The organism is Sphingomonas sp. G-3-2-10 (genome assembly GCF_012927115.1).
In the GTDB taxonomy this organism is placed as follows: Bacteria; Pseudomonadota; Alphaproteobacteria; order Sphingomonadales; family Sphingomonadaceae; genus Sphingomonas.
In genome coordinates this window covers 678,069-705,038 of record NZ_JABBFY010000001.1, presented here as the reverse complement: position 1 = coordinate 705,038, position 26,970 = coordinate 678,069, and the positions used below count along the sequence as shown (strand labels likewise).

Below are 26,970 nucleotides of genomic sequence, written 5' to 3'. Positions count from 1 at the left end.
ATGGAAGTCGTCGCGGTCGATATCGGGGGAACCCATGCGCGGTTCGCCATCGCCGAAGTCGCGGAGGGCCGTGTAGTCTCGATGAGCGAGACGATGAAGCAGAAGGTCGCCGAGCATTCGAGCCTGCAACTGGCGTGGCAGGCCTATGGCGAAGCGATCGGCCGCCCCCTGCCCCGCGCCGCCGCGATCGGTCTGGCCTCGCCGATCAATGGTGACCTGATCAAGCTGACCAACAATCCGTGGATCATCCGGCCGCAACTGATTCCGGAGCGGCTTGGCGCCGACACCTGGACGCTGGTCAACGATTTCGAAGCGATCGGCCACGCCGTAGCCCAGCTGGGCGACGATTCGTTCGAGCATCTGTGCGGCCCGCAGACAACGTTGCCGGATCGCGGATCGATCACCGTGTGTGGACCGGGCACCGGGCTCGGCGTCGCGCAGGTGTTCCGCCACAAGGGCGGGTACGACATCATCGCGACCGAAGGCGGGCATGTCGATTTCGCGCCGCTCGACGAGATCGAGGATGCGATCGTCAAGCGGCTGCGCAAGGCGCACAACCGCGTCTCGACCGAGCGTGTCGTGGCCGGGCCGGGCATCGTCGCCATCTACGAAACGCTGGCCGAGATCGAGGGCAAGCCCGTGCTTGCGCGGGACAATCTCGCGGTGTGGGACCTTGCGCTCGAAGCGAAGGACAGCCTGGCGATGGCGGCGCTCGACCGCTTCTGCCTGAGCCTCGGCGCGGTCGCGGGCGACCTGGCGCTGACCCACGGCCCCAAGGGCGTGGTGATTGCCGGCGGTTTGGGCTTGCGGCTGAAGGACCATCTGCTGCAATCGGGCTTTGGCGAACGCTTCGTCGCCAAAGGGAGGTTCCGTAACCTGATGTCCTCGATCCCCGTAAAGCTGATCACCCATCCCGAGCCGGGCCTGTACGGCGCGGCCGCCGCCTTTGCGCAAGAGCATGCCCAATGACCGGCGGCGCGAGCGACATCACGGGTATCGAAGCGATCATGCGGACCGCGCCGGTCATCCCGGTGCTGGTGATCGAGGATGCAGCGGCCGCGAAGCCGCTGGCCGAAGCGCTGGTGCGCGGCGGGCTGCGCGTGCTCGAAGTGACGCTGCGCACGGGCGCGGCGCTGGAAGCGATCACCGAGATGAAGAAGGTCCCCGGCGCGATCGTCGGCGCAGGCACGGTGGTGAATACCCAGCAGTTCGCCGACGTGATGGACGCCGGCGCCGAGTTCATCGTCTCGCCGGGCCTGACCGAGCGTCTCGCCGATCCGATCATCGCCAGCGGCGTGCCCTTCCTGCCGGGCACGGCCACGGCGGGCGACATCATGCGCGGGCTCGATCTGGGCCTCGAGCATTTCAAATTCTTCCCGGCCGAGACGTCGGGCGGGCTGAAGGCGCTGAAGGCGCTGGCCGCGCCCTTCTATCAGGCGAAATTCTGCCCGACCGGCGGGATCACGCTGGCGACCGCGCCGGACTGGCTCGCCTTCGACCGCATCCTGTGCGTCGGCGGCAGCTGGATCACGCCGAAGGGCGCAAGCGTCGAGCAAGTCGAACAGCTGGCGCGGGAGGCGGCGGCGCTCGCGCGCTGACCGCCCTCAGCGGATCGCTTATTCGAAGATTTCCTCGAAATCCTCGTCCTCGCTCCAGTGACGCTGGAAGGATCGCCATTCCCACAGGAAGGTGATCACGGGCGCCGCGATCCATGTGACGATGCTGATGGGGTCGCTCCGGAACAGGAATTCGCCCGCATCCAGCACGGCTGCGAACGCAATGGCGATCGCCCAGCTGATGGCGGTGGCGAACACCACGCATTTGGCTGCCCGCGCCAGCGGCAGCTCGGCCTTGAACGCGACTTTCGAAATCTGATCGCTGAGGAACAACAGCCACACGACGTTGATCACCAGCAGGAGCGCAAGCAGGATCACTGGATCTCGCCGCGCTGCCGCCGGATTTCGCGCCACTTCTGAACCGCGGCGTCATGCTGCTCATAGGTCTCGTTGAAGACGTGTCCGCCGGTGCCATCGGCGACGAAGAACACCGCATTGGTCTGCGCCGGATTGAGCACCGCGTCGATCGAGGCGCGGCTCGGATTGGCGATCGGCCCCTTGGGCAGCCCGGTCATCGAATAGGTGTTGTAATCGTTCACCGCGTCGATTTCCGAACGCAGGATGCGGCGGCCAAGCGCTTTGCCCCTGGTAATGGGGTAGATGATCGTCGGATCGGCCTGCAGCTTCATGTTCCGCTTCAACCGGTTCGAATAGACGCCCGCGACCAGCCCGCGCTCCTCGGCCTTGCCCGTCTCCTTCTCGACGATCGAAGCGAGGATCAGCGCATCGCGCGGATTGTTCACCGCGATGCCGGGCGCGCGCTTTTCCCACGCTTTGGCGAGATAATTGACCATCGCCTTCTGCATCCGGTCGAGCACCATCTGGCGGGTGTCGCCGCGATTATAGGCATAGCTGTCGGGCAGCACCGATCCCTCGGCGGGGATCTCGATCTCTCCGGTCAAATGCGGCGCCTTCATCAGCGCTTCGTAAACGAGGATCGAGGGGGTGCCGGGCGTGACGGTCACCATCCGCTGGAGCGTCTTGCCGCCCTGAAGCATCGCCAGCACGTCCGACTGGCGCAGCCCTGCGGGGATGCGATATTCGCCCGCCTTGATCGGCTCGCTGCCGCCGAAGACCTGCGAAAGCACCACGAATACCCGCGCGGAGCGGATCGCGCCGGCCTTTTCCAGTTCGTTCGCTGCCCTGGTGAGGCTCGCGCCTTCCGGGATGATTACCGATACATTGGCGCGCGACGGCCCCGGCCCCGCCCAAATCTGGAGCACGCCGAATCCGGCCGCGAGCGCAACCAGGATGAGAACGATGATCGCAACGCAGCCGCCCCTGCCCCGCCGCTTTCTGGGCGGCGGAGGCGGGGCCGGCGACGCCGGCGCGTCGTCAGACAGCTTTCATCACCAAGCTGGCATTGGTGCCGCCGAAGCCGAACGAATTGTTCAGCACAGCCTTCACCTTGCGCTCCTTGGCCTTGAACGGGACGAGATCGACGCCCGCGCAATTCTCGCTCGGATTGTCGAGATTGAGCGTCGGCGGAACGATCTGGTCGCGCAGCGCGAGGATGCAGAAGATGCTCTCCACCGCGCCGGCGCCGCCGAGCAGGTGGCCAATCGCCGACTTGGTCGACGACATGGACAGCGTCTCGATGCTGCTGCCGAACAGGCGGCGGACCGCGCCCAGCTCCAGTTCGTCGCCCAGCGGAGTCGAGGTGCCGTGGGCGTTGATATAATCGATGTCGCTGACGTCGAGGCCCGACTTCTTCACCGCCATCTGCATCGAACGGAACGCGCCCGAGCCCTCGGGATGCGGCGCCGTCACGTGATAGGCGTCGCCCGACAAGCCGTAACCGACGACTTCGCAATAGATTTTCGCGCCGCGCGCCTTGGCGTGCTCATATTCCTCCAGCACCACGATTCCGGCGCCTTCGCCCATGACGAAACCGTCGCGGCCCTGATCCCAGGGGCGGCTGGCGCGCCAAGGCTCGTCGCGGAAGCCGGTCGAGAGTGCGCGCGCCTGGCCGAAACCGGCGATGCCGATCGGGCAGATCGTGCTTTCCGCGCCACCCGCGAGCATGATGTCTGCGTCGTCCATCGCGATCATCCGCGCAGCGTCGCCAATCGAGTGGGCGCCGGTCGAGCAGGCGGTGACCACCGCATGGTTCGGGCCCATCAGGCCGTACTTGATCGAAACCTGACCCGAGATAAGGTTGATGAGGCGGCCGTGGACGAAGTGCGGCGAAACGCGCTTCGGGCCCTTTTCCGCGAGCACGAGCGATTCGCTCTCGATCCCCGGCAGGCCGCCGATGCCCGAACCGATCGAGCAGCCGGCACGAAAGCGCGTGGCTTCGTCCATGTCGGTCAGGCCGGCATCCTCGATCGCCTGTCCGGCGGCATCGATGCCATAGACGATGAACGGATCGACCTGACGCTGGATCTTGTGGTCGACGCGCTTGCCGGCGTCGAAGCCATATTCATGATCCGCCGGCTTCACTTCGCAGGCATAGTTGCTCTGGAAATCGGTTGCGTCGAAGCGCGTGATGGTTCCCGCACCGGACTTCGCGGCAAGAATGTTCTTCCAGGCCGTCTCGACATCCGCCCCGAGGGGGGTGACGAGCCCAAGGCCGGTCACGACTACGCGGCGCATACCATCTCTCCGTCAAACTTCATCGGCTTCGCTCCATAGGGATCAAACGAAGCGGAGTAAAAAAAGAAACGGCCCCCCGCCCCTCGCGACACTGTCGCGTACGGGGCGGGAAGCCGCTTATCCTGCATTATCCGCCATGAGGCGCGATAGCGGGAGCCAATCAGGCGCCCTGATGCTCGCTGATATACTTGATCGCGTCACCAACGGTGGTGATCTTCTCGGCAGCGTCGTCGGGAATTTCCACGCCGAACTCTTCCTCGAACGCCATCACCAGCTCGACGATGTCGAGGCTGTCGGCGCCCAGATCGTCGATGAAGCTCGCTTCCGGCTTCACTTCGCTGGCTTCGACGCCGAGGTGATCGACTACGATCGTCTTGACGCGGTCCTCGGTGCTCATGGTCCCTGTTTTCCTTCTCTGTTGGGCTCTGAATTCGTTGAACGCACGTAGAACGCCGCTGGTGCCGTTGCAAGAGGGGCCGACACCAGCCGGATGCGTTCGGCCGCTCCGGAATTCCGCTTCCCGGTTCAGTTGGCCTTGAAGTCGGCCAGCCCCTTTTCGCGCACGGCGAGAAGGCCGAGCAAACCGCCGGCAAGGTTGGCATTGCTCTCGTTCACTTCACCGGCCGCGAGCGCACCTTCGGCGACCTTGCGGAACGTGTCCGGATTCTCCATCGCCTGGGCGCGTTCGTCGGCCGGCAGCGCCATGAAGCGGCTTTCGACCTTCTTCGGGTCAAGCCGGGCCGCGCGTGCCATGCGATCCGCGACCGGCCAGCCGACCGTCGGCACCGCGTACAGGATCGCCGCCATCGTCGCCGCGTCACTCCAGCCATGCTGGGCCTGGCAAGCCTTGGCTGCCTTCTGGATACCCTGAACCGTGGTGGGAGCGTAGCTCTGCTGCCCCTGGGGATTGGCGAGATTCTTCTCGAGATCCTGTTGCAGCTGGGTGCGGGTGGCGGCATCGAGCGTCTTCTCGACGCAGGTGATCGTCGCGATATCGGCGGCAGATGCCGGCGCGGCGGCAGCGGTCATCGCCAGCGGGGCGGCTGCAAGGGCAAGAGCGAGCTTAAGCATTACGAGAATCCTCCCAGGAAATTGACGCCATGCTGTACCTGCACGGCCGCGCGATCAAGCGTCGTTGAAGGCTTTTTGCCCTTCGAGTTGAAGGATTTGCCCCAATATGCCCTGCGCCAGCTTCTGGGCAAAGGCAGCACGCTCCTCGGCCGGGATCGCGTTGAAATCGATTCCGATCGTGGCCAGCGCCGCCATCGTGGCCGCGGACTGCTCGTTCGAGACCTGACCGGAGACATAAGCCTGCCGAGTCGCCGGATCGAGCGCCTCGACCAGTTCGACCAGCTTGGAATAGGTCAGGCCGTATTTCTTGAGATTGTAGGTCGAATCCGATCCCAGCACGCGTCCGGCGAAATAGCGCAGCGCGGCGTTCTCGCGCGTCTTGCCCCAGCCGTAACGGGCGCGGCAGCGGGCCGTCGCCTGACCGATCTGGTTGATCTGCTCCTTCTCGGTCGGGCTATCGCCGTTCATCCCGGCCCGCACGACCTTCACCAGCGTCGGCCAGTCATTCTTCTTGAGCCCGTAATAGATGCAGGCGACCGGCCCGGTCTTGTCGTTCTTTTCGCGTTCGCCCTGTTGCTCCTGGGTCTGGGCCTGAGCGGGCATGGCAATCACGGCTGCCGCGGTGGCAAGCGCTAGGGAAAGGGCGAAACGGCGCAACGTTGGTCTCCGGAAAATCGAATGCCTGCGAATTAGCTGAAGCATCGCGCGCCGCCAAGCAGTCCGCTCAGCCCGAAGGTCCGTCCTCGAGAATCACCCGCCCCGGCGCGTTGGGGTCCTGGAACTGGATCTCCAGCACCGCGAAGCCCCGCTTGGGCATCGTGCAGAGGTCGAACGGCTGGACTCCCTCGACCAGCGCATCGGTTTCGCGATGCCGCAGCACGACCCGAATGTTCAGCATGCAGTTCATCTTGCGCGGACGCGGAGTCCAGACCGCCTTGTTGCTGTGCAGGCTGAACCCCTGGAACTGGTTCGCGCCCCATGCCACCTGCCCGGCCGGATCGCGCTTGCCGTCGTTGATGTAGAATTGCGCCACGTCATAGACGGGCGACTTGTTGATCACGATGATGCAGCCTTGGCCGCCGCACTGGTCCGCCTCGAAATGGGCAGGCGGCATGCCGCCATACATGCCCATCTGGACGCCCATCGGGCGCAGGTCCTGCGCCATCGGCAGGTGGCTGTCCGGATCGCCGCCGCGCATCTGGGCCTGAGCCGTGGCGGGAATGGCAATTGCGGCCAGAGTGGCGAGAATTCCGAGTCGGTTGCGCAAGATCGTTCCCCTCGATCGAACCGATGCGCAACAAGCGCCTTTTCAGATAAACCGCGGATGAACGGCGCCGCGCGGGGAAAGACCGGTGCCGGTCCCTCTCCCGCTACGGCCTCAGACCATCGCCATGCCGCCGTTCACATGGAGCGTCTGGCCGGTGACGTAACCGGCTTCCTTGCTGGCGAGATAGACGACCGCTGCGGCGATATCCTCACCGGTTCCCAGATCGCCCGCCGGGATCTTCGCGAGCAACGCGGTCTTCTGCGCTTCCGGCAGCACGTCGGTCATCGCCGAGCGGATGAAGCCCGGCGCGACGCAATTCACGGTGATGTTGCGGCTGGCCAGTTCCTGACCCAGCGCCTTCGACATGCCGACCAGACCCGCCTTGGACGCAGCATAATTGGCCTGCCCCGGATTGCCCGTCTGGCCGACGACCGAAGTGATCGAGATCATGCGGCCATAGCGCGCCTTCATCATCGGCTTGGCAGCGGCACGCATCAGACGGAACGCAGCTTCCAAGTTGACGCGGATCACCGTGTCCCACTCCTCGTCCTTCATCCGCATCGCGAGATTGTCGCGAGTGACGCCGGCATTGTTGACGAGAATGTCGAGCTTTCCACCCAGCGCCTCGACCGCGCGCGGAACGAGGCCGTCGACCTCGGCAGCGTCGGACAGGTTGCAGACCAGCGCGACATGATCGCCGCCGAGCTCGGCGCGAAAGGCTTCCAGCTTCTCGGCATTGGAACCCGAAACCGCCAGTCGCGCGCCCTGCGCAGCAAGGCCCTTGGCGATCGCGGAACCGATCCCCCCCGAAGCGCCGGTGACGAGGGCAGTCATGCCAGTGAGATCGAACATCATCCTGTCCTTTGTTCTTCTATTCTTCGGAGTCGGCTTTTAGAGGCTCTTCGCCAGATTCTCGATGTCTTCCATCGAAACCACGCTGGTGACGGTGGCGTCGGGGGAGATGCGCTTCACCATGCCGCCCAGCACCTTGCCGCCAAGTTCGACGAACTCGGTGACGTCGGCCGCAAACATCGCCGCGACCGATTCGCGCCAGCGGACCATGCCGGTGACCTGCTCGACCAGCAGCGTGCGGATCGTGGCGGGATCGCTGACCGGCGCGGCGGTGACATTGGCATATACCGGCACCAGCGGCGCCTGGATCGCGACGTCGGCGAGGGCCTTTTCCATCGCATCGGCGGCGGGCTGCATCAGCGGACAGTGAAACGGCGCGGAGACCGGCAGCAGCAGCGCGCGCTTGGCGCCGTGATCCTTCGCAATGGCGACGGCGCGCTCGATTGCGGCCTTCGCGCCCGAAATAACGACCTGCGTCGGGTCATTGTCGTTGGCGACGGTGCAGATTTCGCCCTCGGCTGCGGCGTCGGCGATGGCCTGCGCCTTGGTCAAGTCGGCGCCGAGCAGGGCCGCCATCGCACCGACACCCACCGGGACCGCCGCCTGCATCGCATCGCCGCGAACGCGCAGCAGCTTCGCGGTGGTCGACAGGTCGAGCGCACCGGCCGCGCACAGGGCAGTATATTCGCCGAGCGAGTGGCCCGCGACGAAATCGGCCTTGTGGGCGAGGCGGATGCCGCCTTCCTTCTCCAGCACGCGCAGCACCGCGATGGCGTGCGCCATGATCGCCGGCTGGGCGTTAGCGGTCAGGGTCAGTTGGTCGTCCGGGCCTTCGCTCATCAGCGTGAACAGGCTCTGGCCGAGCGCCTCGTCGACTTCCTGAAAGACTTCGCGCGCGGCCGCGCTGGCTTCGGCAAGCGCCTTGCCCATGCCGACTGCCTGGCTGCCCTGACCGGGGAAGATGAATGCGCGCATGGCCGCTGCTCCGATGAAATTGAAGGGCGTCGCGTTAGAACCGTTGTCCGCGGATGCCAACCCCGACACAGACGCGAAACATTCGCGACAATGTGCGACCATTTCGCCTGCCCGCCGGGAAATGTCTGCGACACCTGCATCCCAGATTGCACTCAACGCCAATGACGGCGTTCAGTTCGAGGAGTGCAGTCATGAAGAAGTTTATTCTCGCCGCCGTCGCGGTTTCGATGGTCGCCACCCCGGTTCTCGCCGCGCCGCAGAATTATCGCCCGACCCAGACCCAGACGGTCGTCAAGCACAAGCCCAACGGCACCGTCGTGGTGAAGAAGAAGACCGTGAGGCAGGCGCCGGTCCAGTATCGCAACTGGAAGAAGGGCCAGCGCTTCGACAGCCGCTATGCGCGCAACTACCGGCAGGTCGACTATCGCCAGTATCGCAACCTGAAGGCTCCGCCGCGCGGCTATCGCTATGTCCAGTCGGGCAACGACGCGGTGCTGGTCGGCATCACCAGCGGCATCGTCGCCGCCGTGTTCGCCAACATGTTGCGCTAAATTCCTCCGTCGGCTTTCCCCTCGCCGACGTCCCGGGAGACGGCGGGGCCTTCGGGCTCCGCCGTTTTCGCGCGCTCTATCGGCGGCGTTACCTGCATCAATCAGATTCCATCTTCGTTTCGGATGCGATGGTGATATGGTTAACGGCCCGCAACGGAGGAGCGAGTCCCATGATCCGCGCTTGCCTGATCGCCCTGCTCACGCTTTTCCTCGCGCCACTGGCGCTCGCTGCGGGATTCGAGGATCCGGATACGGGCGAGCTGCCTGCCGGATTTCAGGGCCAGGTGGCCTATTTCGGCAATTATACCGGCCGCACTTCGGTGATGGCCTCGCGCAATTCGCGCGCGCCCGACGTGCCTTGCCCGTACAAGGACAATCGCTGCTGGGAGCAGGTGGTCGGCGGCGGCGTGAAGGTCGTGCTGTCGTTCAGCGGCGACCAAGTGACCGGATTCTACTTCAGCGTCGGCGGCTTCATCGGCCCCAACGGACTGAGCCAGGGCTCGCTGACCGGACGCCGCACCCCTGGCGGCTGCGAGTTGTTCGAAGCCGACGGCACCACCTGGGTCGCGACCGTGTGCAATCGCCGCGAGTTCCGCGGGCAGATCATCTCGGTGAAGGGCATCCCGAAACAGTCCGACGTCCGCTTCGGCACTGTCGGCATGTTCGTGCGCGATCTGGGCTGGGTGAACGAGCAGACCGACAAGATCGAGGCGCGCAACCGCCGGATCGACTGGCTCGGCAACCGGCTCAGCCGGCCGGGCACTGACGAATCGCATTTCCGCATCGCGGTGGAGCTCGATTCTTACAGCCGCCGTCCTTACGGCCTCGACGACGACCGGCTTTCCGCCCCAACCATCCCGTCGCGCTACAATGGCGCGCGGAACAAGCCGGGCAAGAATCGCCGCTATTTCATGGAAAGCACCTATACGCGCCGCGACGGATCGACCGGCCGGGTCGGCACATTGCTGTACAACGGCGTGGTCGAATGCGTTCAGTGGGAGAGCGAGGAATGCCAGCCGATCCGTCCGCCGATCGTGCTGACGCCGCCCCAGCCCGACGATGACGGCGGCTGGCTGTCGCGCAGCACCGCCCCGATCGTGATGGGCGGCAACTGAACCGCGCTCACCCGCTTGCCATGACCGCGCACCTCCGCTAAGGGCCGCCCTTCGCGAGCGGGCCCTGCCCTTCGCGTTGCATGAAGACGACAGCCGGAGGGGCGTCACACGGGGTGACGTCAGCGATCGGCCAACAGTGAGAAGAAAGCATGGCTCTTTACGAGCATGTGTTCCTTGCGCGCCAGGATCTGGCACAGGCGCAGGTGGATGCACTGGCGGAAGCCGCCACCAAGATCGTCGAAGATCACAAGGGCAAGGTCGTGAAGACCGAGTCCTGGGGCCTTCGCAGCCTCGCCTACCGCATCGCGAAGAACCGCAAGGCGCACTACGTGATGCTCGAGATCGACGCCCCCACGGACACCGTTGCCGAGCTGGAGCGCCAGACGCAGATCAACGAAGACATCATCCGCTACATGACCATCAAGGTTGACGGTCACGAAGAGGGTCCTTCGGTGATGATGCGCAAGGGCGACCGCGAGCGCCGCGGCCGTCGCGACCGCGATGGCGGCTTCGAGGAGTAATAGACAATGGCACGACCCTTTTTCCGCCGCCGCAAGAGCTGCCCCTTCTCCGCGAAGGACGCGCCCCGGATCGACTATAAGGACGTCCGGCTGCTGCAGGGCTTCGTCTCCGAGCGTGGCAAGATCGTCCCCTCGCGCATCACTTCGGTGAGCGCGAAGAAGCAGCGCGAGCTGGCCCAGGCCATCAAGCGCGCCCGTCATCTGGGCCTGCTGCCCTACATCGTTAAGTAAGGAGCAGATCCGATGGAAGTCATTCTGCTGGAACGCGTCGAGAAGCTCGGCGCCATCGGCGATATCGTGAAGGTCAAGGACGGGTTCGCCCGCAACTACCTCCTTCCGAACAAGAAGGCGCTTCGTTCGAACGCCGCCAACAAGAAGGTGTTCGAAGCGAACCGTGCGCGGATCGAGTCGGACAACGCCAACCGTCGCGGCGAAGCCGAGAAGGAAGCCGTCAACTTCAAGGACGTGTCGGTCACGCTGATCCGCCAGGCCTCGAACACCGGCCAGCTCTACGGTTCGGTCGCGGTTCGCGATCTGGTCGAAGCGCTCGTTGCCGATGGCCACAAGGTCAACAAGGCGCAGGTCATCCTCAACAAGCCGATCAAGTCGATCGGCGTGTATGAAGTCACCGTCGCGCTGCACCCCGAAGTGTCGGTGACCGTCAAGGTCAACGTCGCTCGCTCGCCGGAAGAGGCCGAGATGCAGTCGCAGGGCGTCGACGTGATGGCCGCGATGTTCGAGAAGGACGAGACCGGTTTCGTCGAGGATTACGATCCGAACGCCGAGCCGGGCGCGACCGCCGAAGTCCAGTCGGCGCCTGCCGAGGACGAAGGCGAGACCGCCGAGGGCTGAGCCCTTTGCGAGACGCGATGAGAAAGGGGCCGTTCCGGGAAACCGGAGCGGCCCTTTCCTTTTGTGCCCCATGACTTACGGTTGCACCGAGGTTCATATCCCCGGGGGAGACTATTCGCGATGATCGGTAAACTGGCGGCCGCAATGGCGCTATTCATGGTGTCGCTGCCGGCAATGGCGCAGGACGGGGGCATGATCGACATCGACGGCTGGTCGATCGCCCCGGTCGCACCTCGTGTGTGTCAGGCGGCCGGCACCTTCAAGGGCTCGACCGTGCTCAGCTTCATCGATTCGGATTCAAATCCAGGGATGATCGCGCTTGTCGACAGCGGATTGACGCTGACGGAAGGCGCTGTTCATGATGCGCAGGTCTCGTGGGACGGTGGGAAGACGTCGACCCCGCTGAAGCTGAAGGCCGGCAAGGCTTCGAACGGCCTGTGGACGCTCACTACGCTTACCGACCGCGATTTTAGCCAGCGTACGCGGCAGGCAAAGGGTGTCACGATCCGCGTGCCCAGCCTGAATCTCAACGGATCGGTGAAGTTCACCGACGCGGTGCTGACCGCGCTCAGCGACTGCATCCGCAAGGGTTGAGATGGCCGAGAAAAAAGGGCGCCGAGGAAAGCCGCGACGCCCTTTTCGGTTGAGCAATACTGGCTGTGCCTCGATCAGGGGCAGGCCACGCAGGCACCGATCACCGCAGCCAGCGGAATGAGGGCGAGAAATACCGGAAATGCCTGCTTCATCGTTATTTCCCTGTTATCTTCGTTGCTTGCAGGTGAAACGAGCGGAATGGATTAAGGTTGCACGAATATGAATCGCCTGTTCGTCGCCGGTTCAGAAGCGCGCCCGGCCTGAAAGCGGCGGCACGCCCGGCGCCGTGGCTGTTCGCTGCCCTGCTGTTGCCCGGCGCGAGTGCTCCGCCCCCTGCCCCGGCCCCGGCCCCGGCCCCGCAAACCGTGCTTGAAAGCGCGGTGATTGCCGAGATCAACTTCGCTCGCGCCAATCCCAAAACCTATGCCCGCCGGCTGCGCGAGTATCGCAAGGGGTTTGAGGGGCGGATCGTGCGCTATCCCGGCAATCCCGACGGCTTGCGAACCAGCGAGGGTGTGGCGGCGGTGGACGAAGCGATCCGCTTCCTCGAGCACCAGAAGCCGCTGGGCCCGGTCGAGCCGTCGCGGTTGCTTGCCCGTGCCGCTGCCGACCATGTCGCCGAACAGGGACCGCGCGGTGTCACCGGCCATGCATCGCGCACTGGCGAGCGCGTTGCCGACCGGGTGCGCAGGCACGGCGGGGGCAGCTATGTCGCGGAGAACATCACCTACGGCCCACCCAGCGCGATGGAGGTCGTCCGCCAGCTGATCGTCGACGACGGGGTGAAGGGCCGCGGGCATCGCCGGGTCGTCTATTCGCCCGAATTCCATTTCGCTGGCGCCGGATGCGGTGGGCATAAAGTCTATCGACGGATGTGCGTGATCGTGTTCGGACGCACGGCGGAGGGTCATTAGGGTAAATCGGGAATCTACGGACTGTTTTGGCCGAACGTTAACCGGCAATAGGCAAGTCCCTGATTTCCATCCGCGAATTGTTTGCGGATCGGTTCCCGGGGGGGAACTTCGAGTGCCTGTACTGACCCGCGTGACCGCCGCGATCGGCGTGTGCTGGCTTGCCTTGTGCGGCATGTCCGATCCGGTATCGACTGCGTCGCTGGAAGCCGGCGTGCTCGAGCGGATCAACTTCGCCCGGCAATATCCCCAGGAATTCGCCCAGCAGTTGCGCGACTATCGCCGCTATTTCGACGGCGATATCGTGTTCCTGCCCGGCGACGAGAATGGCCGGATCACTCGAGAGGGGCCGCGCGCCGTGGACGAGGCGATCGACTTTCTGGAGCGGCAGGCGCCCCTGCCCCCGCTGACCCGCGCCGAGGTGCTGACGCTGGCGGCGCGCGACCATGCCGACATGCAAGGCCCGATCGGCGGCACCGGCCATGTCTCGCGCGATGGCGCGACGCCGGGCGAACGGGTGAAGCGGCGCGGCGGCGACATCTATGTCGGCGAGAGCATTTCCTACGGCCATGCCGATCCCGACGAAGTGGTGATGCAGTTCGTCATCGACGACGGCGTGCCCGGACGAGGCCATCGCAAGCTGTTGTTCACGCAGGACTTTCGTTACGCCGGAGTCGGTTGCGGCGCGCATCGCAGCTATCGCCACATGTGCGTGGTCGACCTGAGCGGCACTGCCACCGGCGCGCCTGCAATTCCCGAATGGGCGAGCAATCGCGGCGCGCAGGTGTTCCGGGTGCCGAACCGCTGAGCGTCAGCCGTTCGGGCCGTAACCGATCCGGTAAGTACCGCCGGGCGTGATGGTGAAGCGCTGCGGCCCGGACTGGAGCCAGCTGCAGCTGGTTGCGCCGCCGGGTTGCGAGGCGCAGGTGCCCGAGCGGCCGACCATGATGTCCCAGCAGCCCGCGCCGAGCTGAAAGCTCATCCGCGAATTGTGATAGATCACCTGGCTGGTCAGGCGATCGAGGCCGTGGCTCATCGCATTGCAGCGCGAGAGGGTGAGCACATCGATCCCCACCCCGCTCTGATTCTCGACGATCAGCGTGCCCGACGCCTCGCCCTGCCGGACGAGTTCGCCGCCGGTAAGCGTGGCGCAAGCGGTGAGTGCGACGGCCACGACGGAAAGCGCGGCAAGAAACGACAGACGCTGCTTCATGAGCAATGGCCCCCTGTAATGTTCGTAGTCCGCGACGAATGAACCCTCATGAAATTTGAAGATACCCCTATTTGGGTGATGCGGACTTCAGATTTAACGTCCCGCGACTCGCGCGCTTCGTGACCTTTGGCCGAGGGGCGATGCGCATTCCGGCATTTGCGAGAAGCGCCACGTGCCCCCGGGGAGTTCAACGGTTCAAAGAGCCGTTATGACGGAGCAGGCGAAATCCAACATTGCAAGCGGCTGGGGCTATTTCCGCCCGAACAGCTTCTCGATATCCCCATGCGCCAGCTTCACCCAGGTCGGGCGGCCGTGGTTGCACTGGCCGCTGTGCGGCGTGACTTCCATCTCGCGGAGCAATGCGTTCATTTCCGGCACCGAAAGGATGCGGCCCGCGCGGACCGAGCCGTGGCAGGCCATCGTCGAGGCTACGTGATCGAGGCGTTCCTTGAGTGACAGGGCTTCGTCGAAGCTGGCGAGTTCGTCGGCGAGATCGGTGACGAGGCCAATGATGTCGCCCTTGCCGAGCGCGGCGGGCATGGCGCGGACCAGCATCGCGCGGGGGCCGAAGCGTTCGAGTTCGAGGCCGAACTGGGAGAGTTCGGCGGCGCGGGCTTCCAAGCGGTCGCAGCCGGGTTCGTCGAGTTCGACAACTTCGGGGAGAAGAAGCGCCTGGCTGGGCACCCCGCCGCCCTGCATCGCGCGGCGCATCCGTTCGAGGACGAGGCGCTCGTGCGCGGCGTGCTGGTCGACAAGGACGAGGCCGTCCTCGGCTTCGGCGACGATATAGGTCTTGGCGACCTGACCGCGGGCGACGCCGAGGGGGAACTGGGTGGTTTCGGGGACCGGGGTGTAGGCGGGTTCGGCGCGGGCCATCGGGGGCGGCGTGAGGAAGGTCGGGCGGCGGTCGTGGACGGACGCGCCGCCTGCCCCATATCCGTCATCCCGGGGGAAGCCGGGATCCAGAGCCTCGAACGGCGTCCCTTGCGACCCTGGATCCCGGCCTTCGCCGGGATGACGATCGAACATTGAACCCGAAGTCCACATGCCCAGCGCGGCTTCGCTTGGGCGCTGGACGCTGCGGTGGCCGGCCTCGTCGAGGGCTCTTCGCAAGCCACTCACGATCAGGCCGCGGACCAGCGCGGGGTCGCGGAAGCGGACTTCGGTCTTGGCGGGGTGGACGTTCACGTCGACCTGATCGACCGGGACGTCGAGGAACAGGGCGACCACCGGGTGCCGGTCACGCGCGAGCATTTCGGCATAGGCGCCGCGGATCGCGCCCATCAGCAGGCGATCCTTCACGGGCCGTCCGTTGACGAACAGATATTGATGATCTGCGACGCCGCGATTGAAGGTCGGCAGGCCGGCGACGCCGCCAAGCACAATTCCCTCGCGCTCGAAATCGATACCGACGCTGTTTTCGACCAGCGCGCGATCGGTGAGCCCCGCGACGCGATCGGGGCGCGATTCCTCGCCCTGTACGCCCAGTACGCGGCGGCCGTCATGTTCGACCGAGAAGGCGACGTCGGGCCGCGCCATCGCGAGCCGCTTCATCACATCGAGACAGGCGGCATATTCCGAGCGCGCCGAGCGCATGAACTTGCGGCGGGCGGGCACGCGGGCGAACAGCTGTTCGACACGCACGCGCGTGCCGGGCGGGAGCGCGGCGGGTCCCTCGGCGACGAGCGTACCGTTGTCGACGATGCGCGACCAGCCTTCCGCGCCGCGCACGCGGCTTTCGATGGTCAGCCGCGCGACGCTGGCGATCGACGGCAGCGCTTCGCCGCGAAAACCCAACGTCGTAACCTGATCGATCTCGTCATCGGGCAGCTTGGAGGTCGCGTGACGCTCCAGTGCGAGCGCCATTTCGGCCGGATTCATGCCGCATCCGTCGTCGGTGACTTCGATCAGTTCGGTGCCCCCGCCGCCAAGGCGCACGGAGACGCGGGAGGCACCCGCATCGATGGCATTTTCCACCAATTCCTTCAGCGCGCTGGCGGGCCTTTCGACCACTTCACCGGCGGCAATTCGATTGACGAGATGTTCGGGGAGACGGCGTATTGACACTCGTGTCGCTCTAGACCAAGCGAAGCCATTCCGCGACCCGCATCCGCCAGAAATCCGAGGCTGGAGTCATCCCTTGTGTTTGGCCGCTCCGGAGGGTTGGGGATAAATATTTGTGCGAACAGCGGCGCTGATCGGGCCGGCGCTGCAGGATTGGACGGTTGATGGTTTTCTCGCGCTTTTTCAAATTCATGTCCCATGACATGGCGATCGATCTGGGGACCGCCAACACGGTCGTTTATCTTCGCGGACGCGGCGTCGTGCTCAACGAACCGTCGGTCGTCGCGGTCGAAACCCTCAATGGCGTGAAGAGCGTCAAGGCCGTCGGCGACGACGCCAAGCTGATGATGGGCAAGACGCCCGGCTCGATCGAGGCGATTCGCCCGCTGCGCGACGGCGTGATCGCGGACATCGATGTCGCCGAGCAGATGATCAAGCACTTCATCCGCAAGGTTCACGGGCAGCGCCGCTTCATGCGCTGGCCCCAGATCGTGATCTGCGTGCCTTCGGGCTCGACCTCGGTCGAACGCCGCGCGATCCGCGACGCCGCGCAGAATGCCGGCGCCAGCCAGGTGTTCCTGATCGAGGAGCCGATGGCCGCGGCGATCGGCGCCGACATGCCGGTGACCGAGCCGATCGGCTCGATGGTCGTCGATATCGGCGGCGGCACCACCGAAGTCGCGGTGCTTTCGCTGCGCGGCCTCGCTTACTCGACCTCGGTTCGCGTCGGCGGCGACAAGATGGACGAAGCGATCGTCTCGTACGTGCGCCGCAACCACAACCTGCTGATCGGCGAAAGCACCGCCGAGCGGATCAAGCAGGAAGTCGGCGTGGCCAAGCCGCCCGCGGACGGCATCGGCCTGACGATCCACATCAAGGGCCGCGACCTCGTCAACGGCGTGCCCAAGGAAATCCAGATCAACCAGGGCCAGATCGCCGAAGCGCTGAGCGAACCGGTCGGCACGATCGTCGAAGGCGTGCGCATCGCGCTGGAAAACACCGCGCCGGAACTGGCGGCGGACATCGTCGACCAGGGCATCGTGCTCACCGGCGGCGGCGCGCTGCTGCAGGGCATCGACGAAGTGCTGCGCGACGAGACCGGCCTGCCGGTGACGATCGCGGAAGATCCGCTGACCTGCGTGGCGCTGGGCACGGGCCGCGCGCTCGAGGACCCGGTGTTCCGCGGCGTTCTCATCCAGGTCTAATCGGAAGGCAGGGGGGACATGGCGCCGCCAAGAAACCGGCGCCCGGGCTTTTCAAGGCGGGCGCAATACGGCCTCTTCCTTGGATATGTGGGTGCGGTCGGCGGTGCGCTGATCGGCGCCGGCCTGCTGCTGCTCTCGACGTTCAACCCGCCCGCCTATGCCGCGGTGCGCGGGTTCTTTGCCGAGATCACCACGCCGATCTCGTCCGCGCTCGCCTGGGCCACCAGCGGCATCGCCAACACGCCGCAGGGCATCTCCGAGCATTTCAACGTGCGCGGCGAGAATGAGCGGCTGCGCAAGGAACTGGCGGACAGCCAGACGCTGATCAGTCGCGCGCGGACCCTGAACCAGGAGAATCGCCGCCTGCGCGAGCTGCTGAAGGTGCGCGACGTGACCACCGACGCGGTGGTGACGGCGCGGCTGGTCAACAGCTCGGCGTCGTCGACGCGGCGCTATGCCACGCTGAACGCCGGCTCGTGGCAGAATGTGAAGCGCGGCCAGCCGGTGCGCGAGGCTAGCGGGCTGATCGGGCAGATCATCGAGACCAGTCCGAACACCGCGCGCGTGCTGCTGATCATCGATCCCGACAGCAACGTGCCGGTGCGCCGCACCCGCGACGGGATGCCTGCAATCGCAAAGGGGCGCGGCGACGGCTTGCTCGACATCCGCTCGGCGGGTCTTTCCAACATGATCTTCCAGCCGGGCGACGTGTTCGTCACTTCGGGCACCGGCGGCATCTTCCCGCCGAACATCCCGGTGGCGAAGGTGATCAGCAACCAGCGCGATTCGGCAATCGCCGAGCCCGCCGCCAATCCCGACGCGCTCGACTTCGCGCTGGTGATGCAGGCCTTCCTGCCCGAGCCGACGCCCGCCCCCACGCCGTCCGACGCGCCCGCACCCAAGGCGGCGCCGAAGCAATGAGGGGTCCGGTCCGTTTCGTGCCGCTGGGCGCCAGCGAGAACGCCTCCCGCGCCCGCTGGCTCGCCCCGGTGTCGATCATGATCGGATCGATGGTCACGATCCTGCCCTTCGTGGCGGGCTTTGCCTGGCTGCCCCCGTTCGGCCTCATGATGCTGCTCGGCTGGCGGCTGCTTCGCGCCGACACGATCAAGGTGTGGGCGGCGGTGCCGCTGGGCTTTTTCGACGATATGTTCAGCGGCCAGCCGCTGGGCAATTCGATGCTGTTCTGGACGCTGTGCGTGATCGCGATCGATATCCTCGATACGCGGCTGGTGTGGCGCGATTACTGGCAGAACTGGCTGATCGCGGCGGGATCGATCGCTTTCTGCCTGATCGCCGGGCGGCTGATCGCGACGCCGATCGACGCGCATGTCGAAACCACGCTGGCGCTGCAGATCTTCATTTCTGCTGCACTCTTCCCGCTCGTGGCGCATTACTGCACCTGGCTCGATCGCGATACGAGAGGCTGAGCGCGATGCGGATCACCGAAGCGGCGCAGACCTACAGCTTTTCCCGCCGCGCACTGGTGCTCGGCGGGCTGCAGGCCGGTATCGGCATGATCCTGGCCGGGCGGATGACCTGGCTGGCGGTGTACGAGAACGACAAATACCGCCTGCTGGCCGACAGCAACCGGATCAACCTGACGCTGACTCCGCCGCGGCGCGGCTGGATCGTCGACCGCAACGGCAAGCCGCTGGCGCTGAACCGCACCTCGTTCCGCGTCGACCTGATCCCCGACCGGATCGAGGACAAGGCGAAGGTCGTCGAGCAGTTGCGCGACGTGCTGAAGCTCACGCCCGAGGAAGTCGCGAAGATCGAGACCGATCTGAAACGCGCCGCCGGGTTCCAGCCGGTGCAGGTGCTCGAGAATCTCGACTGGGAACGCTACGCGGCAGTCAGCGTGCGCCTGCCCGAAATGCCGGGTGTCCAGCCGACCCAAGGCTATGCGCGCTATTACCCGCTCGGCGCGGGCGTGGCGCATCTGCTCGGCTATGTCGGCGCGGCATCGGCCGAGGAATATCGCAAGCTCAAGGACCCTTTGCTCATCACGCCGGGCTTCAAGATGGGCAAGGACGGGCTGGAGAAGGTCGAGGAGGACATGCTGCGCGGCACGCCGGGCGCAAAGCGCGTCGAGGTGACCGCGCGCGGCCGGCTGGTGAAGGAACTGGCGACCCGCGACGATGTGCCCGGCAAGAACGTCAAGCTGACGATCGACGCCGGGCTCCAGGAATATGCCGCCCGGCGGCTCGGCCCCGAATCCGGATCGACCGCGCTGATCGATCTACAGACCGGCGGCCTGCTCGCGCTGGTTTCGATGCCGGCCTATGATCCCAACAGCTTCTCCGACGGAATCAGCCGCAGCGAATGGGCGATGCTTTCGGGCGACGAACGCATTCCGCTGATGAACAAGGCGCTGCAGGGCCTGTATCCGCCGGGTTCGACCTTCAAGCCCGCAACGGCGCTGGCCGCGCTGGGCGGCGGGCTCGATCCGAACAAGGTCGTCTATTGCGGCGGCGGCTATCAGCTCGGCAATCGCCGCTTCGGCTGCCTCGGCCGGCACGGGCCGATGACACTGCACACCGCGATCGCGCGCAGCTGCAACACGTATTTCTACACCGTCGGCCGCGAAGTGGGCCCCGACGCGATCGCCATCGCCGCGCGCAAGCTGGGGCTGGGCGCGGAATACAAGCTCCCCCTGCCCTCGCAACGTTACGGCACCGTGCCCGATCCCGCGTGGATGATGCGGCGGCGCAAGACGCAATGGGCGGTGGCGAACACGCTCAACATGTCGATCGGCCAGGGCGACCTGCTCGTCTCGCCGCTGCAACTCGCGATCCTCGCGGCGCGCGTCGGATCGGGCAAGGCGCTGGTGCCGCAGCTGCTCGCCGATCAGATCGCCGGCGCACAGGCGCTGGATTTCCCGGCCGAGCATCTCGCGCTGGTGCGGTCGGGCATGGACGAAGTGGTCAACGGCCACGGCACCGCCGTCCGCTCGAAACTGCCCTTCCCCGACATCCGCATGGGCGGCAAGACCGGCACTGCGCAGGTCCGCCGCATCGCCGGCGGCGCGCGCGGCGGCATAAACGTGCCGTGGAAATATCGCGATCACGGCCTGTTCGTGTGCTTCGCGCCGGTCGACAATCCGCGCTACGCCGCCGCGGTGGTGATCGAGCACGGCATGTCCGGCTCGGGCGCCGCGGCTCCGGTGGCGCGCGACATGATGACCTATCTGTTCGACCCCACGCTGGCGATGACCAAGCTGACGGAGATGGAAGCCGGCTGGGGCGGCGACTACAAGACCCGCATGGCGAAGCAGGCCGAGGCGTTCCGCGCGTCGCAGGCTGCCCCGCCCCCGCCCCCGCCCGAGGACGCCGCTGGCGCAGTCGAAGCGACTGCCGCCGCCGCCTCGAACGAAACCGCGCGATCGGCCGATACGGCCGCGACGCGATCCGGCGAGGCGCCCGAATGAGCCAGCTTGGCCCCGGCTTCGTCCCCAGCCCCGTCGCGCAGCTGCCGTGGAAGATCCTGCTGCTGGTCACCGCGATCGGCATGTTCGGCCTGGTCGTGCTCTATTCGGCGGCCAGCGGCAGCATGACCCCCTGGGCGCTGTCGCAGGGCGTGCGCTTCTTCATCTTCCTCGCGATGGCGATCGTGCTGTCGCGGGTGCCCGAGACCTTCTGGGCGCTGGGCGCCTTTCCGATCTATACGGTCATCCTCGTGATGCTGGTCGGCGTGGAGCTGCTCGGCGCGGTGGCCGGGGGCAGCCAGCGATGGCTCGATCTCGGCGTGATCCGCATCCAGCCGTCTGAGCTGATGAAGCCGGCGATCGTGCTGGCCGTTGCGCGCTTCTACGAGATGCTTCCCGCGGGCGAGACACGGCGGTTCGCCGCGATCTGGCCGGCCGCGGTGCTGATCGGCCTGCCCGCCGGATTCGTGATGCTGCAGCCCGATCTGGGCACCGCGCTGATGATCGTGGCGGGCGGCATTACGGTGATGTTCCTCGCGGGCATCCCGCTGCGCCTGTTCATCGGCGGCGCGCTGGCGCTGGCGATCGCCGCCCCGCTGGCGGTCAATTTCCTGCTCCACGACTATCAGCGCAACCGCGTGCTGATCTTCCTCGACCCCGAAAGCGACCCGCTCGGCACCGGCTATCATATCAGCCAGTCCAAGATCGCGATCGGATCTGGCGGGATCACCGGCAAGGGCTTTCTCAACGGCACCCAGAGCCATCTCGACTATCTGCCCGAAGGCCATACCGACTTCGCGCTGGCGACGATGATGGAAGAATGGGGCCTGCTCGGCGGATTCTTCGTGATCATCGCCTTCGGCGCGCTGATCCGCTGGGGCATCAATGTCGGCGTGCGCGCGCAAAGCCGGTTCGCCCGGCTGACGGCGGCGGGTCTAGCCTCGACCATCTTCTTCTACTGCGCGATCAACATGGGCATGGTGATGGGCCTGGCGCCCGTCGTCGGCATCCCGCTGCCGATGATCAGCTTCGGCGGCACCGCGCTGATGACGACGATGATCTGCCTCGGAATCCTGATGTCGATCGATCGCCAGAACCGGAAAGTGACCCGCTGGTAAGCGAAGTCGCATTTTTCGCGATTTTAGGGTTTGCAATCCGCAAAAGGGGTGCTAACCGCGCCCCTCCCCGACGGCAGGCGACATACCAAGTCGCCATCAGACGCCCCGGTATGGACGCATAGCTCAGTTGGTAGAGCAGCTGACTCTTAATCAGCGGGTCCTAGGTTCGAGCCCTAGTGCGTCCACCATTTTTCAATGACTTACTTCGCCCGGAGCGGATTGCGCTCCGTCTCCCGCAATCACCGAGTAAGCCCCCCCCGGTACGCGGGTCCTTCCTTCGCGCGTCTGGTATCAATGCGGTTACGGACCCCTGAAGCGGGTGGGCTTTGACGTCTCCGACCTGTACGAAACGGCAACGGCCGTCTGTCGCGCAAGCGGGGATCAGAACTCGCTAAGCGTCCTGACCGGACGGTCATGCGTGGATAGCAGGGTGGCGCGGAATTGGGCGCGAGATCCCGCCCACATATTCTGAACATGACACTGCCGCGCTGTGAAACAGCCACCGCCGAGACTGGCTACCGCGCAGCCGACACTGAACCGCTCTGTGGGTTTAATGTCGGCAAAACGACAGCGGGCTTCTAGTGCAACGGCCGCCTAGGTCCGTCCGCTCTTCGATACACGCAGTTCACCCGAAGCCATGCCGGTGTCGCGCAGCAACAGGCTAAGCGCCTCCGCTATCGTATGGTCGCCCTGCCTCGAAGATCATCCGATAGCGGTAAGAGACTGCCTACCAGGCTTTTTTGGCTCCGAGAATCGAGCAGGAACGGTCCTTGCCCTTGGCTGATTCGCGCCTCAATCCCGGCCGTTCAGCCCGATCAGGCGCGGCCCTAAAACCTGACATTCGTTTATCACACTCGGAACCCTGGCCGGTAGCAGCCACCGTCACCCCCGATAACGGAGTGCGTCGAGCAGAAGGGTGAAGGCCGCAGAACTTTGCCGGCGGCTGGGGTAATAGAGGTAATAGCCATCGAACGGCTCGCACCAGTCCTCGAGCACCCGGACGAGCTTGCCTTCAGAGACCAGCGCCGCGACGCGATCCTCGACTAGATGGGCGAGGCCATGGCCGGCCACGGCTGCTGCCGCGATCAGGTCGGTGTTGTTCAGCACCAGTTGGCCTTCCACCCGCACGTTCAGCTCGCGTCTGTCCTTCTCAAATTCCCAAGCATAGATACTGCCGCTCATCATCCGCAGGTTGATGCAGGCATGCCCGGCCAGATCGCGCGGAGATTCCGGTGCCCCCCGTCGCGCAAGGTATTCGGGAGAGGCCACGGTTGCCATACGCAGTCGCGGACCGATCTGCAGGGCGATCATGTCCTGCTCCAGTCGCTCACCAAGCCGCACGCCTGCGTCGAACCGTTCGGCCACGATGTCGGTGAAGCGGGACTCGATGTTCAGCTCGACATGGATGTCCGGATGCTCGGCCGTGAGCCGATCGATTGCAGGCCAGAGGATCGTGCGGGCGGCATGCTCCGATGTCGTGATGCGGAGGGTTCCCGCAGGTCGTGCCTGCAATTCTATGAGGCCAGCGAGGCTGGCGTCGATCTCTTCCAGCGCCGGCTTCAGGCTCGCGGCGAGCCTTTCCCCGGCGTCCGTCGCAGCGACGCTGCGAGTGGTGCGGGTCAGGAGCCTGAGCCCGAGCTTCGCCTCCAGTCGTCGCATGGCATGACTGAGCGCGGACTGCGAAACGCCCAGCTTCGCAGCTGCGCGGGTGAAGCTCCGTTCCTCGGCGACGACGAGGAACATTGCCAGACTTCCCAGATCCTCACGCCGCACCGGCGGTTCTCCTTGCTTCCGGTTTCATGACATCTTCTCATAGACCCAAGCGATTTACCCTGTCTAATCGGGACAACGGGAAAGGACTATCTTGCTTGCAACGGGCAGAGACGCGCCGCGGCGCGCATGCTCTTGCGAGGAAATGGAAATGCAGAAGCGCGTATTGGGCAAGGGTGGCCTTGAGGTATCGGCGATCGGTCTGGGATGCATGGGCCTGAGCTTCGGATATGGCCCGGCCACGGATCGCAGCGAGGCGGTGGCGCTCATTCGCGCTGCTGTCGAGCGTGGGGTTACCTTCTTCGATACCGCCGAAGCCTATGGCCCAGCTCTCAACGAGGAAGTCGTCGGCGAAGCACTCGATCCGTTTCGCGAAGAGGTCGTCATTGCGACCAAATTCGGATTCCGGGACGGCGTGCCGGCGAATGGCCTCGACAGCAGGCCGGAACGCATCCGCCAGGTCGCGGACGAAGCGCTGAAGCGCCTGCGCACCGACCGGATCGACCTGTTCTACCAGCACCGTGTCGATCCGAACGTACCGATCGAAGAGGTCGCCGGCACCGTCAAGGACCTGATCGCGGCCGGCAAGGTCAAGCATTTCGGCCTCTCTGAGGCCGGAGTGGAATCGATCCGCCGGGCGCACGCCGTGCAGCCGGTCGCCGCGCTGCAGAGCGAGTATTCGATGTGGTGGCGCGAGCCGGAGGCCGAGATCCTGCCGCTGCTTGAGGAACTCCGCATCGGTTTCGTGCCGTTCAGCCCCTTGGGCAAGGGCTTCCTGACCGGCCGGTTCGGAGCCGACGCGACCTTTGGCGAGGGCGACTTCCGCGGCAGCGTTCCGCGCTTCTCGCCGGAGGCGCTCAAGGCCAACCAGGCGCTCGCCGATCTCGTGCGCACTCTCGCCGCCGAGAAGCGCGTCACCCCGGCCCAGATAGCGCTCGCCTGGCTGCTGGCCCGAAAGCCCTGGATCGTGCCGATCCCCGGCACGACGAAGCTGCATAGGCTGGAGGAAAATCTCGGAGGTGCCGATATCGAGCTCGGCACCGGGGATCTGGACCGGATCGAGCAGGCGCTTGCCTCCGTCGAGGTGCAGGGCGCGCGCTACGCCGTCTCGCACCAGCAATTCGTCAATCGCTGAGCCGACCTGAAGGAGGCCGACCATGACCAGCAATGTCCCAGCCGTCACGCTGAACAACGGCGTCGAGATGCCAAGTCTCGGCTTCGGTGTGTTCCAGGTGCCCGACCCCGCCGAGTGCGAGCGCAGCGTCCGCGATGCGATCGATGTCGGCTACCGCCTGCTCGATACCGCCACTTCCTACGGAAACGAGGATGCTGTCGGGAATGCGATCCGCAATCATGGCATCGATCGCCGCGAACTGTTCGTAACGACCAAGCTCTGGATCGAGGACGCAAGCTACGAAGGCGCCAAAGCCGCGTTCGAGCGCTCGATCAACAAGCTTCAGCTCGACTATCTCGACCTCTGGCTGATCCATCAGCCCTATGGCGACGTCTATGGCGTCTGGCGCGCCATGCAGGAGCTCCACAAGGCCGGCCGCATCCGCGCGATCGGCGTCAGCAATTTCTACCCGGACCGTCTGCTCGACTTCGTACTCCACAACGAGATCGTCCCGGCGGTCAACCAGATCGAGATTCATCCATTCCACCAGCAGGAAGATGCCAAGGCGCTGCTGGAGGAACACAAGGTTCAGGCCGAGGCATGGGGACCGTTCGCCGAGGGCAAGAACGGGCTCTTCTCCAGCGAATTGCTGCAATCCATCGGCGACAAGCACGGCAAGAGCATCGCCCAGGTGGTGCTGCGGTGGCTGAACCAGCGCGGCATCGTCGCCATTCCGAAGTCGGTGCGCAAGGAACGCATGGCCGAGAATTTGGCGATCTTCGACTTCGAACTCGATGCCGCCGATCTGGAGGCCATCGCCACGCTCGACCGCAAAGCCAGCAGCTTCTTCGACCACCGCGACCCGGCGATGGTGAAGTGGCTGGGGACCCGCAAGCTCGAAGGCTGAGCCGGTCGCGACATCGCTCGCGCCCTGGCGCATCAAACCAAGGAAGGAGAATGGCGTGAACGAGAAAATTACGGGCGGCATCGATCGTCGCGGCTTGCTGCTCTCGGGCGGAGGTCTCGCCGCCTTGCCGCTGGCCGGTGCCGCGTTCGCGGTCCCCGCGAAAGCCGCGAACGTGGGCGACGCGCCGGACCCGGTGCGATCCGCCGACATCGGTCGTCGCAAGTTGGGCCGTCTGGAGGTCTCGAGCCTCGGTCTCGGGGTGCAGAACCACAGCCGGAGATACACCACCGAAACGCCCTGGCGCCCCGAGATGGTCGAAGTCATCCGGACCGCTTTCGATCACGGCGTCACTTTCTTCGATTGCGCCGAAGCCTATGGCCCCCATGAGTGCGAGCGCATTTTGGGTGACGCGATCCAGCCTTTCCGAGAAAAGGTCGTGATCACCTCGAAGTTCGGCTGGAACATCGATCAGGAGACCGGGGCGCGGCGCCCGGGGCTCAACAGCCGACCCGACCATATCAAGCTGGTGGTCGACGGCATGCTCCGGCGTCTGCGAACCGATCGCATCGACCTCCTGTATCAGCACCGGGTCGATCCTGACGTGCCGATCGAGGACGTCGCGGGTGCGGTCCAGGATCTCATGCGGCAAGGCAAGGTTCTGCACTGGGGCCTGTCCGAAATGGGCTTGGGTACGCTTCGCCGCGCGCATGCCGTGCTGCCGGTCACTGCGGTTCAGAGCGAATATTCGATGCTGTGGCGCGGACCAGAGCAGGAGGTGATCCCGACCTGCGAGGAACTCGGTATCGGTTTCGTGCCCTGGAGCCCGCTCGGCGTGCAATTCCTCACCGGCTGGATCGATGCGAATACGCGGTTCGCAGCCGGCGACATCCGGGCCGTGGAAGGGCGGTTTTCCTCCGAGAACCTGCCCCATAATCTCCAGCTGGTAGCGCTCGTGAAGCAGTGGGCGGAACGCAAGCGGGCTGCTCCGGCCCAGATCGCATTGGCCTGGCTGATGGCACAGAAGCCGTGGATCGTACCGATTCCGGGCACGACCAATGCCGCGCATGCCATCCAGAATGCCGGCGCTTGGGCAATGCGCTTCAGCCCCGCCGAGCTGGCCGAATTGAACGCCGGTGTCCGGGCCATCGAGGTGCGCGGCCAGCGCTTACCCGATGCGGTCCTTGTCCACTCGGGCCGGGAAGCGCCTCCCGCGGTGCGCCGATGAGGTGGTT

General features: G+C 65.3%; 30 protein-coding genes and 1 tRNA gene. 19 read left to right on the top strand and 12 right to left on the bottom strand.

Annotation, left to right across the window (positions count from 1 at the left end; genetic code table 11):
• A complete protein-coding gene (glk, locus tag HHL13_RS03570; RefSeq protein ID WP_169554377.1) occupies nucleotides 1-969 on the top strand; it encodes a glucokinase in 969 nt (322 codons plus the stop codon).
• Nucleotides 966-1,598, top strand: coding sequence for a bifunctional 4-hydroxy-2-oxoglutarate aldolase/2-dehydro-3-deoxy-phosphogluconate aldolase (gene eda / locus HHL13_RS03565; protein WP_169554376.1), 633 nt, complete (start codon nucleotides 966-968; stop codon nucleotides 1,596-1,598). The genes glk and eda overlap by 4 nt, the downstream gene beginning before the upstream one ends.
• An 18-nt stretch (nucleotides 1,599-1,616) precedes the next feature.
• Here the strand turns inward: eda and HHL13_RS03560 are convergent, their stop codons facing one another.
• The 9 genes from HHL13_RS03560 to fabD form a co-directional block, all read right to left on the bottom strand.
• A complete protein-coding gene (locus tag HHL13_RS03560) occupies nucleotides 1,617-1,934 on the bottom strand; it encodes a hypothetical protein (protein WP_169554375.1) in 318 nt (105 codons plus the stop codon).
• A complete protein-coding gene (gene mltG / locus HHL13_RS03555; protein WP_346775470.1) occupies nucleotides 1,931-2,839 on the bottom strand; it encodes an endolytic transglycosylase MltG in 909 nt (302 codons plus the stop codon). Before mltG ends, HHL13_RS03560 begins: the two co-directional genes overlap by 4 nt.
• Before the next feature lie 112 nt (nucleotides 2,840-2,951).
• Nucleotides 2,952-4,211, bottom strand: coding sequence for a beta-ketoacyl-ACP synthase II (gene fabF / locus HHL13_RS03550; RefSeq protein ID WP_169554374.1), 1,260 nt, complete (start codon nucleotides 4,209-4,211; stop codon nucleotides 2,952-2,954).
• Between the two features lie 160 nt (nucleotides 4,212-4,371).
• Nucleotides 4,372-4,608 (bottom strand): acyl carrier protein, encoded by a 237-nt coding sequence (locus HHL13_RS03545; RefSeq protein ID WP_169554373.1) that lies wholly within the window; start codon nucleotides 4,606-4,608, stop codon nucleotides 4,372-4,374.
• A 128-nt stretch (nucleotides 4,609-4,736) separates the two neighbouring features.
• Complete coding sequence (locus HHL13_RS03540; protein ID WP_169554372.1) at nucleotides 4,737-5,282, bottom strand: hypothetical protein; 546 nt, start codon at nucleotides 5,280-5,282, stop codon at nucleotides 4,737-4,739.
• A gap of 54 nt (nucleotides 5,283-5,336) precedes the next feature.
• A complete protein-coding gene (locus HHL13_RS03535; RefSeq protein WP_169554371.1) occupies nucleotides 5,337-5,885 on the bottom strand; it encodes a hypothetical protein in 549 nt (182 codons plus the stop codon).
• 121 nt (nucleotides 5,886-6,006) lie between these two features.
• On the bottom strand, nucleotides 6,007-6,549 hold the full coding sequence (locus HHL13_RS03530; protein ID WP_169554370.1) for a hypothetical protein: 543 nt from the start codon (nucleotides 6,547-6,549) through the stop codon (nucleotides 6,007-6,009).
• Between the two features lie 111 nt (nucleotides 6,550-6,660).
• Entirely contained in the window at nucleotides 6,661-7,401 is a 741-nt protein-coding gene (gene fabG, locus HHL13_RS03525) for a 3-oxoacyl-[acyl-carrier-protein] reductase (protein WP_169554369.1), read from the bottom strand.
• Between the two features lie 39 nt (nucleotides 7,402-7,440).
• Nucleotides 7,441-8,376, bottom strand: coding sequence for an ACP S-malonyltransferase (gene fabD, locus HHL13_RS03520; protein ID WP_169554368.1), 936 nt, complete (start codon nucleotides 8,374-8,376; stop codon nucleotides 7,441-7,443).
• Nucleotides 8,377-8,567: 191 nt separating this feature from the next.
• Here fabD and HHL13_RS03515 point away from each other — a divergent pair, with 191 nt between their 5' ends.
• The 8 genes from HHL13_RS03515 to HHL13_RS03480 all read left to right on the top strand — a co-directional run bounded on the left by HHL13_RS03515 (nucleotide 8,568) and on the right by HHL13_RS03480 (nucleotide 13,728).
• Nucleotides 8,568-8,927, top strand: a complete 360-nt coding sequence (locus HHL13_RS03515) for an RcnB family protein (protein WP_169554367.1) — start codon at nucleotides 8,568-8,570, stop codon at nucleotides 8,925-8,927.
• A 170-nt stretch (nucleotides 8,928-9,097) separates the two neighbouring features.
• Nucleotides 9,098-10,042, top strand: coding sequence for a hypothetical protein (locus HHL13_RS03510; RefSeq protein ID WP_169554366.1), 945 nt, complete (start codon nucleotides 9,098-9,100; stop codon nucleotides 10,040-10,042).
• 149 nt (nucleotides 10,043-10,191) lie between these two features.
• Entirely contained in the window at nucleotides 10,192-10,563 is a 372-nt protein-coding gene (rpsF, locus tag HHL13_RS03505) for a 30S ribosomal protein S6 (protein ID WP_169554365.1), read from the top strand.
• 6 nt (nucleotides 10,564-10,569) lie between these two features.
• Entirely contained in the window at nucleotides 10,570-10,794 is a 225-nt protein-coding gene (rpsR, locus tag HHL13_RS03500; protein ID WP_010543816.1) for a 30S ribosomal protein S18, read from the top strand.
• Nucleotides 10,795-10,806: 12 nt separating this feature from the next.
• Nucleotides 10,807-11,415 carry a 50S ribosomal protein L9 gene (rplI, locus tag HHL13_RS03495; RefSeq protein ID WP_169554364.1) on the top strand — a complete coding sequence of 203 codons (609 nt, stop codon included), beginning with the start codon at nucleotides 10,807-10,809 and terminating at the stop codon, nucleotides 11,413-11,415.
• Between the two features lie 120 nt (nucleotides 11,416-11,535).
• Nucleotides 11,536-12,009 (top strand): hypothetical protein, encoded by a 474-nt coding sequence (locus HHL13_RS03490; protein ID WP_169554363.1) that lies wholly within the window; start codon nucleotides 11,536-11,538, stop codon nucleotides 12,007-12,009.
• Between the two features lie 380 nt (nucleotides 12,010-12,389).
• On the top strand, nucleotides 12,390-12,923 hold the full coding sequence (locus HHL13_RS03485) for a CAP domain-containing protein (RefSeq protein ID WP_169554362.1): 534 nt from the start codon (nucleotides 12,390-12,392) through the stop codon (nucleotides 12,921-12,923).
• 112 nt (nucleotides 12,924-13,035) lie between these two features.
• On the top strand, nucleotides 13,036-13,728 hold the full coding sequence (locus tag HHL13_RS03480; protein WP_169554361.1) for a CAP domain-containing protein: 693 nt from the start codon (nucleotides 13,036-13,038) through the stop codon (nucleotides 13,726-13,728).
• Nucleotides 13,729-13,731: 3 nt separating this feature from the next.
• On the opposite strand, the gene HHL13_RS03475 is transcribed toward HHL13_RS03480, so the two are convergent.
• Both HHL13_RS03475 and mutL read right to left on the bottom strand, forming a co-directional pair.
• A complete protein-coding gene (locus HHL13_RS03475; protein WP_169554360.1) occupies nucleotides 13,732-14,133 on the bottom strand; it encodes a hypothetical protein in 402 nt (133 codons plus the stop codon).
• Between the two features lie 249 nt (nucleotides 14,134-14,382).
• Nucleotides 14,383-16,200, bottom strand: a complete 1,818-nt coding sequence (gene mutL, locus HHL13_RS03470; protein ID WP_169554359.1) for a DNA mismatch repair endonuclease MutL — start codon at nucleotides 16,198-16,200, stop codon at nucleotides 14,383-14,385.
• A gap of 161 nt (nucleotides 16,201-16,361) precedes the next feature.
• Between mutL and HHL13_RS03465 the strand changes: the two genes are divergently transcribed.
• From HHL13_RS03465 to HHL13_RS03440, 6 genes are all read left to right on the top strand, one after another.
• Nucleotides 16,362-17,402, top strand: coding sequence for a rod shape-determining protein (locus HHL13_RS03465; protein WP_169554358.1), 1,041 nt, complete (start codon nucleotides 16,362-16,364; stop codon nucleotides 17,400-17,402).
• 87 nt (nucleotides 17,403-17,489) lie between these two features.
• Nucleotides 17,490-18,323, top strand: coding sequence for a rod shape-determining protein MreC (gene mreC, locus HHL13_RS03460; RefSeq protein ID WP_346775469.1), 834 nt, complete (start codon nucleotides 17,490-17,492; stop codon nucleotides 18,321-18,323).
• Nucleotides 18,320-18,832: a rod shape-determining protein MreD gene (locus HHL13_RS03455; RefSeq protein WP_169554356.1), complete on the top strand. Its 513-nt coding sequence runs from the start codon at nucleotides 18,320-18,322 to the stop codon at nucleotides 18,830-18,832. Before mreC ends, HHL13_RS03455 begins: the two co-directional genes overlap by 4 nt.
• A 5-nt stretch (nucleotides 18,833-18,837) precedes the next feature.
• Nucleotides 18,838-20,832, top strand: coding sequence for a penicillin-binding protein 2 (gene mrdA / locus HHL13_RS03450; RefSeq protein WP_169554355.1), 1,995 nt, complete (start codon nucleotides 18,838-18,840; stop codon nucleotides 20,830-20,832).
• A complete protein-coding gene (rodA, locus tag HHL13_RS03445; RefSeq protein WP_169554354.1) occupies nucleotides 20,829-21,947 on the top strand; it encodes a rod shape-determining protein RodA in 1,119 nt (372 codons plus the stop codon). Before mrdA ends, rodA begins: the two co-directional genes overlap by 4 nt.
• 112 nt (nucleotides 21,948-22,059) lie before the next feature.
• Nucleotides 22,060-22,135, top strand: a tRNA-Lys gene (locus HHL13_RS03440).
• Nucleotides 22,136-22,829: 694 nt separating this feature from the next.
• Here the strand turns inward: HHL13_RS03440 and HHL13_RS03435 are convergent.
• Nucleotides 22,830-23,720, bottom strand: coding sequence for a LysR family transcriptional regulator (locus HHL13_RS03435; protein WP_169554353.1), 891 nt, complete (start codon nucleotides 23,718-23,720; stop codon nucleotides 22,830-22,832).
• A 148-nt stretch (nucleotides 23,721-23,868) separates the two neighbouring features.
• Here HHL13_RS03435 and HHL13_RS03430 point away from each other — a divergent pair, with 148 nt between their 5' ends.
• From HHL13_RS03430 to HHL13_RS03420, 3 genes are read left to right on the top strand one after another with little or no spacing between them, the layout of a single operon-like run.
• Nucleotides 23,869-24,852 carry an aldo/keto reductase gene (locus tag HHL13_RS03430; RefSeq protein ID WP_169554352.1) on the top strand — a complete coding sequence of 328 codons (984 nt, stop codon included), beginning with the start codon at nucleotides 23,869-23,871 and terminating at the stop codon, nucleotides 24,850-24,852.
• Between the two features lie 22 nt (nucleotides 24,853-24,874).
• Nucleotides 24,875-25,738, top strand: a complete 864-nt coding sequence (locus tag HHL13_RS03425; RefSeq protein ID WP_169554351.1) for an aldo/keto reductase — start codon at nucleotides 24,875-24,877, stop codon at nucleotides 25,736-25,738.
• 55 nt (nucleotides 25,739-25,793) lie between these two features.
• Nucleotides 25,794-26,963, top strand: coding sequence for an aldo/keto reductase (locus HHL13_RS03420; RefSeq protein ID WP_169554350.1), 1,170 nt, complete (start codon nucleotides 25,794-25,796; stop codon nucleotides 26,961-26,963).
• Nucleotides 26,964-26,970: the final 7 nt, after the last annotated feature.